This is a genomic window from Ensifer sp. (assembly GCF_035999135.1).
Lineage (GTDB): Bacteria > Pseudomonadota > Alphaproteobacteria > Rhizobiales > Rhizobiaceae > Ensifer.
In genome coordinates this window covers 1-15759 of the sequence record NZ_DASYGZ010000206.1, presented here as the reverse complement: position 1 = coordinate 15759, position 15759 = coordinate 1, and the positions used below count along the sequence as shown (strand labels likewise).

16 protein-coding genes are annotated in these 15759 nt (G+C 62.5%); 11 read left to right on the top strand and 5 right to left on the bottom strand.

All coding sequences use genetic code 11. The features are described from left to right. The first annotated feature begins 14 nt into the window (after positions 1-14). The 6 genes from VGO12_RS27275 to VGO12_RS27250 all read left to right on the top strand — a co-directional run bounded on the left by VGO12_RS27275 (position 15) and on the right by VGO12_RS27250 (position 7371). Positions 15-1136 (top strand): substrate-binding domain-containing protein, encoded by a 1122-nt coding sequence (locus tag VGO12_RS27275; RefSeq protein WP_327515850.1) that lies wholly within the window; start codon positions 15-17, stop codon positions 1134-1136. Between the two features lie 58 nt (positions 1137-1194). Then, positions 1195-2940, top strand: a complete 1746-nt coding sequence (locus tag VGO12_RS27270) for an iron ABC transporter permease (protein WP_327515849.1) — start codon at positions 1195-1197, stop codon at positions 2938-2940. After that, positions 2937-4037 (top strand): ABC transporter ATP-binding protein, encoded by a 1101-nt coding sequence (locus VGO12_RS27265; RefSeq protein ID WP_327515848.1) that lies wholly within the window; start codon positions 2937-2939, stop codon positions 4035-4037. The genes VGO12_RS27270 and VGO12_RS27265 overlap by 4 nt, the downstream gene beginning before the upstream one ends. Further along, positions 4034-4639 carry a histidine phosphatase family protein gene (locus tag VGO12_RS27260; protein WP_327515847.1) on the top strand — a complete coding sequence of 202 codons (606 nt, stop codon included), beginning with the start codon at positions 4034-4036 and terminating at the stop codon, positions 4637-4639. Before VGO12_RS27265 ends, VGO12_RS27260 begins: the two co-directional genes overlap by 4 nt. 685 nt (positions 4640-5324) lie before the next feature. Then, a complete protein-coding gene (locus tag VGO12_RS27255; RefSeq protein WP_327515846.1) occupies positions 5325-6602 on the top strand; it encodes a TadE/TadG family type IV pilus assembly protein in 1278 nt (425 codons plus the stop codon). Positions 6603-6750: 148 nt separating this feature from the next. Then, complete coding sequence (locus VGO12_RS27250; RefSeq protein WP_327515845.1) at positions 6751-7371, top strand: pentapeptide repeat-containing protein; 621 nt, start codon at positions 6751-6753, stop codon at positions 7369-7371. A gap of 56 nt (positions 7372-7427) precedes the next feature. Here VGO12_RS27250 and VGO12_RS27245 read toward each other — a convergent pair whose 3' ends face one another. From VGO12_RS27245 to VGO12_RS27235, 3 genes are all read right to left on the bottom strand, one after another. Beyond that, positions 7428-7694, bottom strand: coding sequence for a DUF2277 domain-containing protein (locus VGO12_RS27245; protein ID WP_327515844.1), 267 nt, complete (start codon positions 7692-7694; stop codon positions 7428-7430). Positions 7695-7777: 83 nt separating this feature from the next. Beyond that, entirely contained in the window at positions 7778-9043 is a 1266-nt protein-coding gene (locus VGO12_RS27240) for a DUF2778 domain-containing protein (RefSeq protein ID WP_327515843.1), read from the bottom strand. Between the two features lie 91 nt (positions 9044-9134). Then, positions 9135-9512, bottom strand: a complete 378-nt coding sequence (locus tag VGO12_RS27235) for a hypothetical protein (protein WP_327515842.1) — start codon at positions 9510-9512, stop codon at positions 9135-9137. Here VGO12_RS27235 and VGO12_RS27230 point away from each other — a divergent pair. From VGO12_RS27230 to VGO12_RS27220, 3 genes are all read left to right on the top strand, one after another. Continuing rightward, the gene (locus tag VGO12_RS27230) at positions 9505-9759 is read left to right on the top strand and encodes a type II toxin-antitoxin system ParD family antitoxin (protein ID WP_327515841.1); all 255 of its coding nucleotides are present in this window, start codon (positions 9505-9507) and stop codon (positions 9757-9759) included. The genes VGO12_RS27235 and VGO12_RS27230 overlap by 8 nt on opposite strands. Next, a complete protein-coding gene (locus VGO12_RS27225) occupies positions 9759-10052 on the top strand; it encodes a type II toxin-antitoxin system RelE/ParE family toxin (RefSeq protein WP_327515840.1) in 294 nt (97 codons plus the stop codon). Before VGO12_RS27230 ends, VGO12_RS27225 begins: the two co-directional genes overlap by 1 nt. Positions 10053-10114: 62 nt before the next feature. After that, positions 10115-11080, top strand: coding sequence for a magnesium and cobalt transport protein CorA (locus VGO12_RS27220; RefSeq protein WP_327515839.1), 966 nt, complete (start codon positions 10115-10117; stop codon positions 11078-11080). Positions 11081-11212: 132 nt separating this feature from the next. On the opposite strand, the gene VGO12_RS27215 is transcribed toward VGO12_RS27220, so the two are convergent. Further along, positions 11213-12280, bottom strand: a complete 1068-nt coding sequence (locus tag VGO12_RS27215) for a hypothetical protein (protein ID WP_327515838.1) — start codon at positions 12278-12280, stop codon at positions 11213-11215. Between the two features lie 228 nt (positions 12281-12508). On the opposite strand from VGO12_RS27215, the gene VGO12_RS27210 reads away from it, so the two are divergent. Both VGO12_RS27210 and VGO12_RS27205 read left to right on the top strand, forming a co-directional pair. Then, entirely contained in the window at positions 12509-13078 is a 570-nt protein-coding gene (locus VGO12_RS27210; RefSeq protein ID WP_327515837.1) for a helix-turn-helix transcriptional regulator, read from the top strand. Between the two features lie 154 nt (positions 13079-13232). Beyond that, entirely contained in the window at positions 13233-14429 is a 1197-nt protein-coding gene (locus tag VGO12_RS27205) for an MFS transporter (protein ID WP_327515836.1), read from the top strand. A 36-nt stretch (positions 14430-14465) separates the two neighbouring features. On the opposite strand, the gene VGO12_RS27200 is transcribed toward VGO12_RS27205, so the two are convergent. After that, positions 14466-15425, bottom strand: a complete 960-nt coding sequence (locus VGO12_RS27200) for a S1C family serine protease (protein ID WP_327515835.1) — start codon at positions 15423-15425, stop codon at positions 14466-14468. Positions 15426-15759: the final 334 nt, after the last annotated feature.

Genomic DNA, 15759 nt, shown 5'->3' with positions numbered 1-15759 from the left:
GGGAGGAGAACAACATGAAGAAAAGACTGACCACTGCCGCGCTTGCCGCATGTTTCGTTCTGCCGTCGATGGCGATGGCATCCGATCTCGACGGCCTGACGCCACAACAATTGCTGCCGCTCGCGCAAAAGGAGGGAACCGTCACGGTCTTCTCGCTGTCGAGCCGCATCGCCAAGATCGAGAAGGCCTTCGAGGCAGCCTATCCGGGCATCGACCTGATCGGCCTCGACATGAGCTCGACCAAGCAGATCGCCCGCATCGAGGCCGAGCAGCAGGCCGGCGTGCATGCCGTCGACGTGCTCTACATCGCCGATACGCCCGTCGTTTTCACCAAGCTTCTGGAAGGCAAGCGCATCGTCAACTACGTGCCGCCGCGGATTTCGAATGAGCTGGAGGAGCGCTACAAGGGACCGCTTCTGACCCAGCGCCTCTCGACCAAAGTGCTGATGTACAATGAGAAGGCATTCCCCGACGGTTCCCCGGTTACCAACCTGTGGCAACTGACCGAGCCGGAATGGCAGGGCAGGGTGCTCATGGTCGATCCGAGCCAGCGCGGCGAACTGCTTGATCTCTTAACGGAAATCGCGTTGCATCCGGACGAGATGGCAGCCGCCTACAAGGCGCATTTCGGCAAGGATATCGAAGTGGAGGCCGATCTTCAGGGTGCCGGCGAACAGTTCATCAAGGACCTGTTTGAAAATGACCTGATCCTCGTCCCCAACAGCGACGTACTCAACAAGTCGGTCGGCGACGCCCATGCCAAGAACCCGCCGGTCGGTTTCGGCACCTATTCCGACCGCCGCGACAACGAGAAGGAAGGCTGGGCGCTGCAGATCGCCAACAATGTCGAACCGGCCAATGGCATCCTCTTTCCCGCGGTCCTGACGGTCGCCGACAAGGCGCCCAACCCGGCTGCGGCCCGGCTCTTGATCGACTTCATGTTCGGCGACGACACGCCGTCAGGCGGCCCTGGCTTCGAGCCCTTCAATGTCCCGGGCGACTATGCCACGCGCAAGACCATCGCCGACCATCCGGACTCCGTCAAACTTGGGGACCTGAAGGCCTGGACCATCGACCCGGCAAAGACGGCGGCTGCGCGCGGGCGCATCGGCGATCTGATCATCACGCTCCAGTAACGGAAACCGTCTGTCGGCGCGCGTCTCTAAAGTGTGCCGACGGACGCTGAGGTCGCACATGACATCCTTATCGATTTTCGCGCCATCGGGCAGCCGGCTGCTCCGATCCGGCTTTCTCCTGCCGGCCATCCTCGTCGCCATCGTTGCCATACTGGTGGTCGCTCCGCTCCTTCGCATCCTTCTCACCACGCTGACACCCGAGGGGCTTGCCGCCTGGAAGGCGGTGCTCGCGAGCCCGCTCTCGGCCAATCTCTGGTGGCGGCCGCTGCTGAACACCATGATCCTCGGCTTCAGCGTCGGCGCCGGCTGCCTTTTGATCGGCGGCTTCCTCGCCTGGCTGGTGGTGATGACCGACGTGCCCGGCCGACGCATGCTCGGGCTGATGGCGACGCTTCCCTACATGATCCCGAGCTTTGCCGCAGCGCTCGCCTGGGGCACGCTGTTTCGCAATTCGCGCCTCGGCGGTTCGGCCGGCTTCTTTGAAACCAGCGGCCTTGTCATCCCGGATTGGCTGGCCTGGGGCCTTGTCCCGACAGCGATCGTGCTGATTGCCCACTACTATTCGCTCGCCTACACGATCATCGCCGCAGCCCTCAGTTCGGTCGGCGCCGATCTGGTGGAAGCGGGGCAGATGGCCGGCGCCAGACGTCCCCGCATCTTCTTCGGCATCATCCTGCCAGTCGTGACACCGGCGCTGATCGCCGCTGCGTCGCTGACCTTTGCCGGCGCCGTCGCCAATTTTGCAGCGCCCGCTCTGCTCGGTCTTCCGGTGCGCATGCAGACGCTGTCGACCCGCCTCTTCGGCATGATCGAGACCGGACAGAATGAACGTGGCTTCGTCCTCGCCCTGCTTCTGATTGCCGTCTCGGCGCTGTTCCTCTGGTTTTCCGACCGTATCGTTTCCGGACGGAGGGCCTTCATCACGGTGACAGGCAAGGGCGGGCGCACCAAGCGTTTCCCGCTCGGGGCCTGGCGCTGGCCACTCTTTGCGATCGCGCTCGCGATCGGCCTCCTCACCACGGTCATGCCCGTGCTGGTGCTGGCGGCCTCGAGCCTGGCACCGCAGAGCGGAGCGCTGTTTTCAAACTGGACGCTGCATTTCTGGATCGGGGAAGGGGGCGGCGAGATCGCGCAGGGGCAGGCGGGCATCTTCCGCAACCCGGTGCTGATCGATGCGCTCTGGAACACAATCAAGCTCGGCCTTGTCGTCGCCTTCACGACGATGGTGCTCGGCCTTGCGCTCGCCTACACCATCGTTCAGCGCCGTGGCAGCCTGCTTGCGAGCGTGCTCAGCCAGCTTGCCTTCCTGCCGCTCCTGGTGCCGAGCATCGCCTTTGCCGCCGCCTATATCGCCCTCTTCGGAGCGCCGATCGGGCCGTTGCCCTCGCTCTACGGCACCTTCGCCCTGCTCGTGATTGCCGCATCGGCCCACAATCTGCCCTTTGCCGTGCAGTCGGGTCGCTCCGTGCTCGGCCAGATCTCGGCCGATATCGAGGAAAGTGCGCGGCTGACCGGCGCAGGGCTGATCCGGCGTCTGTTTGCGATCATCTTTCCGCTGGCGATCCGGGGCCTGTTTGCAGGCGCGATCCTCGTCTTCGTCAAGATGGTGCGGGATCTTTCTCTTGTCGTGCTCCTGTTCACCGCCACCTCGCCGGTGCTCAGCATGGTTGCTTACCGTTATGCGGCCGAAGGCTTCATGCAGTTCGCCAACGCCATCACCCTCGTCATCCTCGTCGTCTGCCTGGCAGCCTCGCTTGTCGCCCACAGCCTGCAGAACCGCGTCCAGAAATGGAAACAACCATGAATGCAATAGCAACCGGCGCAGCGGACGCCATCAAGATCCGCAGCCTCGTCAAGCGCTTCGGTGCCTTCACCGCCGTCAAGGACGTCAATCTCTCGGTGCCCGCCGGCGCGTTCCTCGTGCTGGTCGGCCCCTCCGGCTGCGGCAAGTCGACCCTGTTGCGCATGCTGGCGGGCCTCGAAGGCCCGAGCGAGGGCGAGATCGACTTCGTCGGCCGGACGGTTTCAAGCGGGGCAGGCGGCGTGATCGCCGATGCGGGCAAGCGCAACGCCGGCCTTGTCTTCCAAAGCTACGCGCTCTGGCCACACATGACCGTTGCCGGCAACATCGCCTGGCCGCTGAAGGTCGCGAAATGGCCGCGGGAGAAGCGCGAAAGGCGTGTCAGGGAAGTGCTTTCGCTTCTCGGCATCGATGCGCTTTCCGAGCGCTACCCGGCGGAAATTTCCGGCGGTCAGCAGCAGCGCGTCGCGATTGCCCGCACGATTGCGCCGGAGCCGAGCATCCTTCTCTTCGATGAGCCGCTGTCGAACCTCGACGCCAAGCTGCGCATCGAGATGCGCAGCGAACTGATGCGCATCCATCGGGCGACCGGCGCCACCTCCGTTTACGTCACGCACGACCAAGTGGAAGCCATGACCATGGCGACCCATGTCGCCGTCATCAACAATGGCCGCGTCGAACAGTTCGGCAAGCCGATCGATCTCCTGCGCAATCCGCAAACCACATTCGTCGCTACCTTTCTTGGCACGCCACCGGCAAATCTGGTAGGCGTCCGCCGCGAGGGCGACGGGCTGGTCTTCGGTGAGACGGCGCTCGCGCCTGCCGCACTTGCCGCTGGCCACGACGCGGTCCAACTGCTCTACAGGGCAGAGGACCTGAGCGTCGGCTCGGTCGACGGAGCGCCATCGCTCATCGCCCGTTTCGCCGAGGCCGCGCCGATTGCCGGCCGCACGATGGTGACCGCCATGATCGGCGAGCTGCGCCTGACGGCGATGGCCGACGGCTACTTTACCGCGACACCGGGGGAACTCATCCCCCTTTCGTTCATTCGCACACCCGACGCGGTTTTCGCCGCCACCGGAGAAAGGATCCATCAATGAGGCTCATCCTCATGCGCCACGGGGAAACCGAGTGGAACGCCGAACAGCGCCTCCAGGGCCAGGACAATTCGCTTCTGTCCGAACGTGGGGTCGCGCAGGTCAGGCGGTTTCGCCCCTACGCCAAGGCGCTGAAACCGGTGCGCATCATCGCCTCCGATCTCGGCCGGACCCGTCAGACCGTCGCACTCATCGGCCACCCCGATGCCCCGACAGACGAGCGCTTCCGCGAGCTGGACATGGGGGAGTGGACCGGGCGACGCAAACCGGACCTGATCGCCGAGCGCCCGGATGAATATGCCGCCTGGCGCGCCGGCACATTCACGCCGGCGAACGGCGAGACCTGGAGCGCTTTTCGTGGACGGGTGGCCGAGGGCGTGCGCGACTGGATGTCCCGTACCGAGGGAGACCTCCTGATCGTCGCCCATGGCGGCGTGGTGCGGGCTGCCTGCCACGAGTTCCTGGATCTGCCGCCGTCACGGGTCGTTCCGGTCACGCCGGGAACGGCGACGATCCTGCATTTTCCGCAGCGCGACAGCGCCGCAGCCCAGCTTGAGGGCTACAACATCGGGTCGGTCGCACCGGACGAAAGTGTCGCCGACTGAGCCCGTAACGACAGCGACGGGTCGAACGAACGAGATCGGTGGAGCGCTGCGGCACGCAGCGCTCGCCGACGGTCGTGACCGTCTCCACCACCGATCGGGCAGCGACGCGCCAGGCGATTGGGAGACGTTACGCTTTGGGCATCACGCCCTTGGTAACGAGCCAGGCCTCGAACGTGCCGGGGCTGCCTTCGCTGGCCCATCTCCCCCGATAGGAGAAACCAGGGGCCGCACGAGCCGCGCCGACGAACCCGTCATAGGCGCTTCTGTCTGCCCCTCCGATTTTGAATGCTTTCCCGGGATGCTTTCTCTTGGTCTTCGAGAACTTCATGGTCCGCCCCTTACGCACTACAACCTTGAAGCCGTAGCGTCTCACAGCGCACGTTTCAGTCAAGGATTAGGCCGGTCCTGCAAAAGGGTTAGCCCGACCGCATGGTTTTGACCGGCCCCGTCAATGAAACGGAGGCAGCAGCGATTGAAGGCCTGCCGGCCACATTCGACGGCCGTGAAGGAGGGAAGCACGGCATTTCGGAGAATAAGCAACCACGCAAATGCATATGTAGAGGTAGCTTAAGTATCCCTACAAGTCCAAGTGCATACCGTTAATTGGCATTCAGAGTTAAACGCTTGGCAAGGTTGGCTGCGCGATGAGGCAATGGACACTCCATCTTGTTGCAAAGAACACGCCATGATCATCTTGAACCTCGTTCCAATTGTCCGTTGCGCCTCGGCCCTGCTGCATAGCCAATCCGGCAACTTCGGCATGTTGGCGGCACTGATCATGCTTCCGCTGATTGCTGCCGCCGGCATCGCGATCGACTTCGCCTCTGCGCTCAACCGCAAGAACGCCATGCAAAGTGCGGCGGACGCTGCGGCATTGGCAGGGGCGGCCGCCGGCACGGGTTCGGAACAGACCGTCGCCCACGGTTTTCTCGGCGCCCATCTCGGCAGCAACAACGCTACCAACCCGAAAGCGCCGCCGGACTGGACGCATCAAGTCACCATCGAGCGTGACACGGTCGCCGTCGTCGTGCGGGAAGACTACAAGACCGCGGTCATGCACATCTTCGGCTACGAGACGCTGCCGATTTCGGTTTACGCAAAGGCCGTCAGAAAAGCCGGTGCCTCGGCCTGTGTCCTGATCCTCGACCCGAGCAAGAGCGACGCGCTGAGGATCAGCAACTCGAACTCCGTCATCAATGAATGCGGCTTCCAGGTAAACTCGTTGCATTCGCAGCGTGCGTTCTACATGGAAAACCAGGGCAAGTTCTCCGCATCGCACATCGCGGTCGCCGGCCAGTCCAAGCTCTCCGGCACGATGATTTCGCCGCAACCGAAGGACGGATCTCCTGTCGTTCCCGATCCCCTGGCGGGCATGGCGGAGCCGGTCGCCCGAGGTGCGGCCTGCACTTCCAAAAGCCTGAAAACGATCAACAGCCAGGGCAAGACCTCGCTTGAGCCGGGCGTCTACTGCGGCGGGCTGACCGTGAACGCGACCGATGACCTGACGCTGAAGCCTGGAATTTACACGTTTCGTGGCGGCGCCTTCACCCTGAACACGTCCGCCAAGGTGATCGGAAAGGACGTTCAGTTCTACTTCGAGGACGCGCAGTCCCCCTTGATGCTGAACGGAGCCGCGGTCCTGCAGGTTTCCGCACCCACGTCCGGCACGCATGCGGGCATCCTCATGTTCCAGGGCCGTCAGGCCAAGGACAGCAGCGTGCAGTTTCGCATCAACACCTCTGCGGGAAGCTTCTACAATGGCGCAATCTACCTGCCCTATGCCGTCATCGACTGGAACGTCAGCGGCAGCCTCAATTCGGAATCCAGTTTCACGGCTTTGATCACCAAAGTGCTGAACCTCTACGTTTCCGGAACAACATACTTCAAGAAGCCGACGGCGGCAGGCGAGACGTTCGCTCAGAAGGGCCTTGCGGGAACAGGCGGCGTCCGGCTGGTGGAATAGCGGTTGCCGGTAAGGCGCGCGAACCCGAGTTGCGGCGGCCCGCTCGCACGCCTGTTTTCACATTGCCGAACCAGGCGAAGTGGGAAATGGTGGTTTGGACGAGCAGCAGCGCGTTCGCCCTTCGGGCGCAGAGCCCTGGGGGATGACAATGGCCGAGCGAAGATATGGCGAAGCAGCGCCGAAGACCGCAAGCACGATCGCCGGCGCCGACTGGTACGGCCGGCAGATCGAGCGCGAGCGCCATGACAACACGCTCTTTACCGGCCTTGACCTGACGGAAGCGCAGACCGTCGGCGTGGTCTTCCACGAATGCACCTTTCGCCAGGCCCGCTTCAACGCCTCGTCGCACCAGGCGAGCGCCTTCATCAATTGCACCTTCGTCGCCTGCAAGTTCTTCGACAGCTGCTTCACCGAGTGCAAGTTCGTCGGCAGCATGTTCGACGCCTGCGATTTCGACCAGATGCAGGTGACCGGCGGCGACTGGTCCTTTACTGGTCTGCCCGGCGCGTCCCTCGGGCGCGCAAGCTTCAAGGAAACACGCCTGCGGGAGGCGGATCTCACGGGCGCATCGTGCAGGGAAGGCTCGCTGCGCGATGTCGACCTCTCCGGCGCCTGGCTGCATGGCGTCGACTTCACTGCCTGCGACCTGCGCGGCAGCGACCTGAGCGCGATCGACCCGGAAAACGTCCAGCTCAAGGATGCGATCATCACGATCGACCAGACCATCACGATTGCCGAAGCCCTCGGGCTCGATGTGCGGCGCAAGTGACTGCCGGCTGAGGCCAGGCGGCCATATCGGTCTTTTGGGGAAGGCTCGCGCGAGCGTCAGGCGAAGCGCATGGCCGAGCGCGCCCGGGCCTTGGCTGCTTCCTCCTCGCGGTTGCGGGGAGGCTGCGACGTCTCGAGCGCATCGATGAGCTCCCGGGCGCAGGCCGCAATGGTCTCCACGGCCTGTTCGAAGGCCGCCTCGTTGCGCTTGGATGGCTTCGTCGTTCCGCTCAGCTTGCGCACGAACTGCAGCGCTGCGTCACGGACCTCGTCGTCCGTCGCCGGCGGCTCGAAGTTGAACAGCGGTTTTATGTTGCGGCACATGGCGAGCTCCCGGTCCTCTTTCCAATCGCGGTGACGATCTCAAGATAGGTCGTCACGCGCAACAGGGAAGAGCGGCTTGCCCGTCAGCTGCTCCTGCCGTTCTGGGCGATGCGCGTACCGGCAGCGCGGCCGCCACTCGGCACCACGACGATCTGCTTGACCTTGCCCTGCTTGAAGGCGGTCAGGAAGCGCGGGTAGTCCTTGAAGGCGACGCAGCCATGCGATTCTGCGCGCGCGCCGCGCAACAGGTAGCTATGGGTCAGGAACCCGTCGCGACCATGCTTGTTCTTGCCGTCGATCGGCAGCATGCGGATCGCCTCGACCCCGTGGAAACGGGTTTCGCGCATCCTCAGATTATAGGTGTGCGGCGGGGTCGGTCCGGTCATCTTGACGTCGACGTAGCGCGGATTGTCGGCCATTTTGCCGATGCCGGAATGCGCTTCGAGCACGCTGCCGTCGGGCATATAGACCTTGGCGGCGGTGATGTCGTAGACGGCAACGCCGTCGCCGGCCTTTGCGCCGCCGCCGAACATGTTGCGCAGCGCCTGGCCGAACCCGGTGCCGGAGCTGCTCTTTGTCGGATCGTCCGGCCGGGCATAGGCGATCTTCTGCTTCGGCGCCTCGCGTAGGTCAGCCTTGTCGGCCGCGTCGGCCTTCGCAGCAACCGCTTCCTCTTCGCGTTTGCCAACGGGCTTTTCCGTCTCGACCGCCTGTTTCTGAGGCTCTTCGCCGCGCGGCCGGGACTGCGGCAGCGGGCCTGCGGACGGGGTCGCCTCATAGTCAGGCAAAGCGACGGCTTCGTCGCTGACGTCGACCTCCGGCGATGCCGCCAGATCGTCCTCGACCCGATCTTCCTCGATCGGTGCCGTCAGCACGGCCGAAAACGCAGCACCGGTCGCTCCGCTCTGGGCGGGAGTGGCATAGGCAAGCTGGGTGAGGGGCTTTTGCGTCGTATCCGTGGACGGAGCCCCGAAACGTTCCGGCGCCGGGAGCTCGACCTTTGCCGAGGCCTGAAGCGCCTTGGCTGCCTGCGCTTTCTTGAAATGGCTGACAAGGAGCTCGGGCGTCAGGCCGGCCTGCTTGGCCAGCGCGTCGAAACGCGACGCCGTGGCGCTCATCTCGCCGTCCGGAAGCACGTAGCTTCGGCCCGACTTTGCTTCGCTTGCAGAAAGGCTTGCGAAGGTCACCGGCTGCGCAGCCGTCGTGTCTTGGGTTTGCTTCGGTGTAACCCGCGCATGCTTGTTCCACGGGCGCTCTTGCGCCCGTTCGGTCAGGTAGAGTTCCGGCTTGGGCAGGAAGTTGCCCGAACCGTGCGTGTGGGAACTGCCCATCGCGACCATGCCAACCATCGACCACGCCGCAGTGCCGGCAAGGGCGGTTCCGCAGCAAGTAATCAGCAGTGGCCGCAACAGGCGGTGCAAAAATTGTGAACGAGCGATCTTACTCAACTACGCAAATCAAGCCAGCAAACCACGCACGTTTCTTCGGGCCGACGAGCGACCACTTCAGCGCGACTTCCGGATTGTCCCCTTCTTGACGACGGATTGAGAAAGGATGGACAAGTATGGTTAAATTTTGCTTTCCAACCGCGAAATGATGCCAGAATCGCCTTTTTTTCGCCCTTTCAACCCCACAAGACTGATCAACAGTTGCTCGCAGCCGCACCCGCAACCGCATTTGGCGGCGCCGGAGCCGCTCGGCACGCCTACGGTCCGTGGCGGAAAAGTCGCGCCACTGCGCCGCGTGCTCCGTCAAAATTGACAATCTTTGCCAAAATATGCCATCATTGGTTATGGAAACGGAGGCTGACATGGCCACGATGAACGTATCCTTGCCCGAACCGATGAAGGATTGGGTGGAAGCGCAGACACGCACGGGCCGCTATGCGAACGCCAGCGACTACGTGCGCGACCTGATCCGCAGGGACCAGGAGCGCAATGACAAGATCGCCGTGATGCAGCGCCTCGTCGATGACGGACTGAACAGCGGCATCGGCGAGCGTTCCAGGGACGATCTCTTTTCAGCTGCCCTTGTGCGGGCCGAAACGCCGCGTGATCGCGGATAATGGCATTTCTCCTGTCGCGGGCGGCCGAAGACGATGTCATCGGCATCGCAGAACAAGGCATACGCCTCTTCGGCGCCACCCAGGCGCGGCGCTATCACGACGAGCTTTTCTCGGTCTTCGAACTGATTGCGGCGAACCCGCGCATGGCGCGCGAGCGGCCCGAGCTGTCGCCATCGATGCGCATCCATCCCTTCAAGGCCCATCTCGTCGTCTACCGGATCGAGCCCGGCGATGACATCCTCATCGTCCGCGTTCGTCATGGACATGAGGACTGGGTGAGCAACCTCCTTTAGCGGTAAACGCCAAGCGCGCCTAGCGCGGGGCCGGCGTGCCGCCTGCACCAGAGAAAGACCCCATGCCAGTCGTTGCATCATTCCTCTACCGCGATGGAAAACGCGCAGAAGAACTGCCGCTTTCCCCGACCGCGAGAACTTTTGGCGACAACGAGTTCGCATGGATCGGGCTGTATGCCCCGACGGCCGACGAAATGGCGACGCTGCAAAAGGCCTTCGGGCTGCACCAGCTCGCTGTCGAAGACGCGCTCAGCACGCAACAGCTGGCAAAGGTCGAAATCTATGGCGAGCAGTCCTTCGTCATCGCCAAGACGGCCCATCTCGAAGGCGACAAGATCGCCTACGGACAGACGGCGCTGTTTGTCGGGCGCAATCACATCATCTCCGTCAGGCAGGGCTCGGCCCGCGCCCACACCGATCTTCGCGCCCAGTTGGAAGCCTCGCCGCAGCTTTTGCAGAAGGGCACCGACTATGTGCTGCACGCCATCATCGACTTCATCGTCGATGGCTATCTGCCGATCGTCCAGACGATCGAGGACAAGGTGCTGGCCATGGAAAAACACATGCTGGTCGCATTCCTGGAGCGCGAGGAAATCCGCCGCATCTTTCGCCTGCGACGGCAGGTCATCCTGTTCCAGCGGTTGCTCGGACCGATGTCCGAAGTTGCAAGCAAGCTCACGAACCTCGATCTGCCCTGTATCGACGACCACGCCAAACCCTATTTCCGCGACGTTCTCGACCATGTGCGGCGCGTCGAAGGCACCGTCGGCGGATTGCGCGAGGTCATCACCTCCGTGTTCGAAGCCAGCAACCTCCTGGAGCAGCAACGGCAGGGGACGATCACCCGGCAGCTCGCCGCCTGGGCCGCCATTCTTGCGGTGCCGACTGCAATCGCCGGCATTTATGGAATGAACTTCGACAACATGCCCGAGCTGAAGACCCAATACGGCTATTTCGTCGTGCTCGGAACCATCGCGCTCCTCTGCTCACTGCTCTACTATCGCTTCAGGAAGGCCGGTTGGCTCTAGGGGCCGGTCCGGCGTGTCGCGAAGAACCCCCATCGCGGCATAGCCGTCCGACAGGAACCACCGCACGTCTCGAACGGGCCCCCGTGTGTCGTCCGTTCTGGATGACGAAAAAGCAGGAAGGAGTCGACGCCTTCATTGTGCAAGTGCCGACTGGCCTGTCAGCCCACCAGGGCACAACTCTTCCTCGTTCCTAACTTTTGGTGGGGCGGCACTACAAAGCAGGTTATCGACTTCTTCCTTCCCAGTTGGAAAAATCACTTCGTAGTCGCCGGGTGGCGGAGGATAATCTTTGAGGTAGCATTCTCGATCATCCCAGCAATCAACCGGAACTCGAGCCATATGCGCCGCAAATTTGAAGATCCCATGCTCGTTCTTTGCCCGGTTCAAGTTCAGACGATACCAATAATGGCTTTTGTTGATTTTGAAGAACTCAGTGGGGTTCACGTATAGGGCGGCATAAGAGAGAACATCAAGGTCTTCGAAGACATCTATTACAAGAGCATCCGTGTAGGCGTTCTCCAAACGATACTCATTTGTTACAAAACTGGAATTGAAAACAATAGCCGCAGTGCAAGGGAAAGCCTTTGCAACGTGCCTCGCCAAACCGCCACCCAAAGAATGGCCAACGGTCAGGTAACCTATGCTCTTCGTGCCAGCAACGCTCTTCGCGTCGGCGCGAATTTGCTGATAGGCTGTTCGCGCTGTTCGATACTGGTCCCAAGGATTGATCATCTGAGTGAACCAGCTGGCGTTCGAAAAGCTGTCGGAGTCGAGGAACCCGTCGGTACCTCGATATACGGTCATGACGTAGAGCCTATCCGGGGTATCCCTATAGTACACATGTGCCTGGAACCCGCCTGCACGCTCAATGGGCTTGCCGATCGGTCTCCAGCCAAATACCTCGGGTTTTAGATCGAAATATATTTCAGGTTCTGGAGTGTATGCGTTGTTTGCATACGCAGCAAAGACGCCGAGATAGTTGGATACTTGTTGAGAGTTGTAGTTAGGAAATCGCTCTTTCTCGGCCCAGACAGGCATTTGGTGCCATAGGCTTGGAATTGATGGGGAACGGCAGTTTTCAGCGGCTTCGGATTCGATCTTTAATTGGTCGCGACTTACCTTACAGAAGTGAGATGCCGCAACACCCAGTCCAAGGACGGACAGGAGCGCGAGTGATACTAGATAAAAACTGCGTCTCACTGGCTCGCTCCGAGAATTTAAACGACAACCCAAGATAGCAAAAACCAGACGCGCGTCAATTACTTGCAGATGACCAACAGTGCGCCTCCAAGCGATGTTTTTTAGTTGGAAAGCTGTTGGAACGCCTTGTCGGTTGTTGCTGCTAACGCCCGAAAGCTGCCTGACGTGTTGACGTGGCGCCGCACGCCATTTCTACTCAGGACGATCATCAACCCTCGGGAAAAGGTCATGGCCGACGACCTGAGAATATGCGCTCTGCCGCTCGGACGCAGGCTCCGCCGGTTCCGCAGGCTGCGGCAGATCAAGCAGGAGGCGCTTGCGGCCGACCTCGGTGTGTCTCAAGGGATGCTGTCCCGGTGGGAAGCCGGGGTGCATGAGCCCTCGACCGAGACCCGCACCCGGATCGAGGCGTTGCTCCAACGGCATGAAAGCGCCGGCATCGACGACACCCTGCATCGTCTGGTCGAAGAGGCGCCTTTTCCGGTCCATCTGGTCTGCGACGACAGCCACGTACTTCTATCGGCTTCGCCGGCGCGGCAGGCGCAGTGGCGCGTCTCTGCGGCGTCGTTTCGCGGTGTCTCGCTCTGGCGCTACGCGACGCCGGAAATCATCGAATGCGAGTTGGCGTTGCCGGATCTCGGCTGGTTCGACGATGCCGCTTCGGGATCTGTCGAGTTCGCGACCTGCGGCAGCAACGATGCCGAGATGCCTATCCCTCCAAGCACCGTGCGATGGGAGAGGATCGGGATTTCCGGCGGGCGGGTCGGCCGCCTGGTGACGACGGTCGGGCTGCTGTGAGCCGCGAATATTTCATTCGTTGTCCGGGCAAGCCGGCGCTTGCTAGCATTCCGGCGACCCATATTGGTGGCTGCCGACGGGGCGTCAACTGACCGACTGTCGGTGGCCAATTTGCTCATGGGATCAAGAACCACGCCCAAGAGTCCTTCGCACCATGACACCCTCGCGCCGCGCCATCGCCTTCCTCCTGCTGATCCTCTGTGCCACCCTTTCGCTGGCGGGAACCGATCTCGTCCTTCCGGCCGTACCGCAATTGCCCGAGATCTTCGACGCAAGCGAGGCGACGGCACAGCTGGTGCTTGCCGCCTATGTTTGCGGCGGCGGATTGGGACTGCTGCTGTTTGGTCGCCTGGCGGATCATTTCGCACGCAAGACCATGCTGGTCGCCTCGCTCGTCGCCTTCGCCATCGCATCGCTTGCCTGCACATTCGCGCCCGATATCGCCACCCTCATTGCCCTGAGGTTCGTTCAGGGCGTGGCATCGGCCGCAGCCCCCGTCTTCGGCCCCGGCCTGATCCGGCAGCTGTTCAGCGATCGCGCCGCCGTTCGCGCCGTCGGTTTTCTTGGCAGCGTGGAATCGCTGGTGCCGGCGCTGGCCCCGATCCTGGGCGTGGCGCTGCTGGCACATTTCGGCTGGCAGTCGTCGTTCGAGCTCTTGGGTGCCCTGACGGCGGCAGCCGCGCTGCTCATCGTCGTCTTCGGGCTGCCAGCGGAGGCGGGTGGACCGGAAAGGTCTCGCGGCAGCTACGTGCAGCTTCTCACCGACCGGATCTTCATGCGCTATGCGCTGAGCCAGGCAGCCACCCTTGGCGGGCTCCTGACCTTCGTCTTCGGAGCCCCGACCGTCATCGTCGCCACCATGGGCGGATCGCTCGATGACTTCATCTTCATGCAGGTGACCAACATCACCGGCTTCATCGTCGCGGCCAATCTCACCGCCCGGATTGCCGAACGCTTTGGTGTCGAGCCCGTCATCGCTTTCGGCACAGCGACCGCGGCTCTTAGCGCCGTCTCGCTGCTCGTCTACGGCCTTTCTGGCGGCAGCGACACCATATGGCTCACCGTACTTTTCACGCCGATGGCGCTCGGCTTGGGCCTGCGCGGCCCGATCGGCTTTTATCGCGGCATCGTCGCGTCCGGCGCCAACAACGCCCGTGGATCAGCGCTGATCGTCTTCTTCATCTTCATGACGACGACGCTCGGCACAGTGGTTGCCGCACCGTTCATTACAATCGGCCTTTCGGCGCTGGCAGCGGTGACATGCGTGATTCACCTGATTTCAGTGGCCCTGCTGCTCGTGCTGCCGAAGATGCCGGAACCTGGCTCAAGCCCGGCGGCCGCGCCGGCATGAAACGGCCCCGCGGAGCGACTTCATGCGCAAATGTCGTCAGCCCGCGCGCGAAGCGGGCTCGACATAGCGCGTGACGAGATTTCCGTCGACATCGTAGACCGTGAGCGCGACCATCCGGCCAATGCGCGAACCGTCGAGGTGCCTGATCAAGTCATCGACGCCGGCGACCGGCAGCGTGTCGACGGCGATGATATAGTCGCCTTCACGCAAGCCGCCATGCGCGGCCGGGCTTGCCGGCTCGATCCGGCGGATGCGCACGGTCGTGGTCTGCACGGCGCCCGCCTGCAGGGCAATCCGGCGGGGGAGGGCAACGGTATCGCCTGCGATGCCGATGAAGGCCCGTCGCACCTGGCCGAAGCGCAGGATTTCCGAAACCACGAAGTTGGCCGTGTTGGAGGCGACCGCGAAGGCGATCCCCTGGGCGCCCATGATCACCGCGGTGTTGACGCCGACGACCTCGCCTGAAGAAGAGACCAGCGGACCGCCGGAGTTTCCCGGATTGAGCGCGGCGTCGGTCTGGATGACGTCATCGATCAACCGGCCGTTCGATGCCCGCATCGAGCGGCCAAGCGCTGAAACCACGCCCGTGGTCACGGACCAGTCGAAGCCGAGCGGATTGCCGATGGCAACCGCGACGTGACCCCGCCGCAGAGTTTTCGAGTTGCCGAGGCGCGCCCACGACTGGACATCCATGTCGGCGCGAATGAGCGCAATGTCGGTGTCCGGGTCGCGACCAAGCACCGTTCCGTGGCCGACGCTGCCGTTGGCCGCCCGGATGCGCACAGTCTTCGTTTCCTCGACGACGTGGTGGTTGGTGATGATCAACCCGTCGGGAGAGATGGCAAACCCGGACCCGTGCCCCGGCCGGCCGTCAGCCCGCTCGATGCGGCTGACGGCAGGACCGACGAGATCAACCGCGTCGGCAACCGTTTGCGAGTAGGCGTCAATCAACGCAGCATCGTCGGGACGCAGAACGTCCCTGTCAAAATATCCCATTGCAGTGCTCCTGATGAGCTCGCCGCAGAAAGGTGAGCAGGACCTTGATGTGGTCGCTGCCCGAGGCAAGTGCAAGTGACCCCGCCGGAGCCTGTCACCTGCGTGACAGGGGCTGGTGCCGCGTCGAAAGCCCGTAACACGACGGATATCAGAAGCACGGCAGTTCCATAATTCAGCTTATGCGACTTTCATATGTAGCCGCAAAGTTAAAGTGTCCTGATCCTGCAAAGTTGGAATGTCACTCTCCCCGGGTTTTGATGACCTGGGAGATTGCGGATGGGATTGATTGCGATGAGCGAACGCGATCTGCAGCGGATTGAGGTTTTGTCGAAGG

Excerpts from the sequence above, each read along its gene's own strand:
- VGO12_RS27230 (WP_327515841.1), top strand. The coding sequence starts at position 9,505 with ATGGCCACGATGAACGTATCCTTGCCCGAACCGATGAAGGATTGGGTG.
- VGO12_RS27265 (WP_327515848.1), top strand. The coding sequence starts at position 2,937 with ATGAATGCAATAGCAACCGGCGCAGCGGACGCCATCAAGATCCGCAGC.
- VGO12_RS27205 (WP_327515836.1), top strand. The coding sequence starts at position 13,233 with ATGACACCCTCGCGCCGCGCCATCGCCTTCCTCCTGCTGATCCTCTGT.
- VGO12_RS27245 (WP_327515844.1), bottom strand. The coding sequence starts at position 7,694 with ATGTGCCGCAACATAAAACCGCTGTTCAACTTCGAGCCGCCGGCGACG.
- VGO12_RS27270 (WP_327515849.1), top strand. The coding sequence starts at position 1,195 with ATGACATCCTTATCGATTTTCGCGCCATCGGGCAGCCGGCTGCTCCGA.
- VGO12_RS27240 (WP_327515843.1), bottom strand. The coding sequence starts at position 9,043 with ATGGTTGGCATGGTCGCGATGGGCAGTTCCCACACGCACGGTTCGGGC.
- VGO12_RS27255 (WP_327515846.1), top strand. The coding sequence starts at position 5,325 with ATGATCATCTTGAACCTCGTTCCAATTGTCCGTTGCGCCTCGGCCCTG.
- VGO12_RS27210 (WP_327515837.1), top strand. The coding sequence starts at position 12,509 with ATGGCCGACGACCTGAGAATATGCGCTCTGCCGCTCGGACGCAGGCTC.
- VGO12_RS27225 (WP_327515840.1), top strand. The coding sequence starts at position 9,759 with ATGGCATTTCTCCTGTCGCGGGCGGCCGAAGACGATGTCATCGGCATC.
- VGO12_RS27220 (WP_327515839.1), top strand. The coding sequence starts at position 10,115 with ATGCCAGTCGTTGCATCATTCCTCTACCGCGATGGAAAACGCGCAGAA.
- VGO12_RS27260 (WP_327515847.1), top strand. The coding sequence starts at position 4,034 with ATGAGGCTCATCCTCATGCGCCACGGGGAAACCGAGTGGAACGCCGAA.
- VGO12_RS27275 (WP_327515850.1), top strand. The coding sequence starts at position 15 with ATGAAGAAAAGACTGACCACTGCCGCGCTTGCCGCATGTTTCGTTCTG.
- VGO12_RS27250 (WP_327515845.1), top strand. The coding sequence starts at position 6,751 with ATGGCCGAGCGAAGATATGGCGAAGCAGCGCCGAAGACCGCAAGCACG.
- VGO12_RS27200 (WP_327515835.1), bottom strand. The coding sequence starts at position 15,425 with ATGGGATATTTTGACAGGGACGTTCTGCGTCCCGACGATGCTGCGTTG.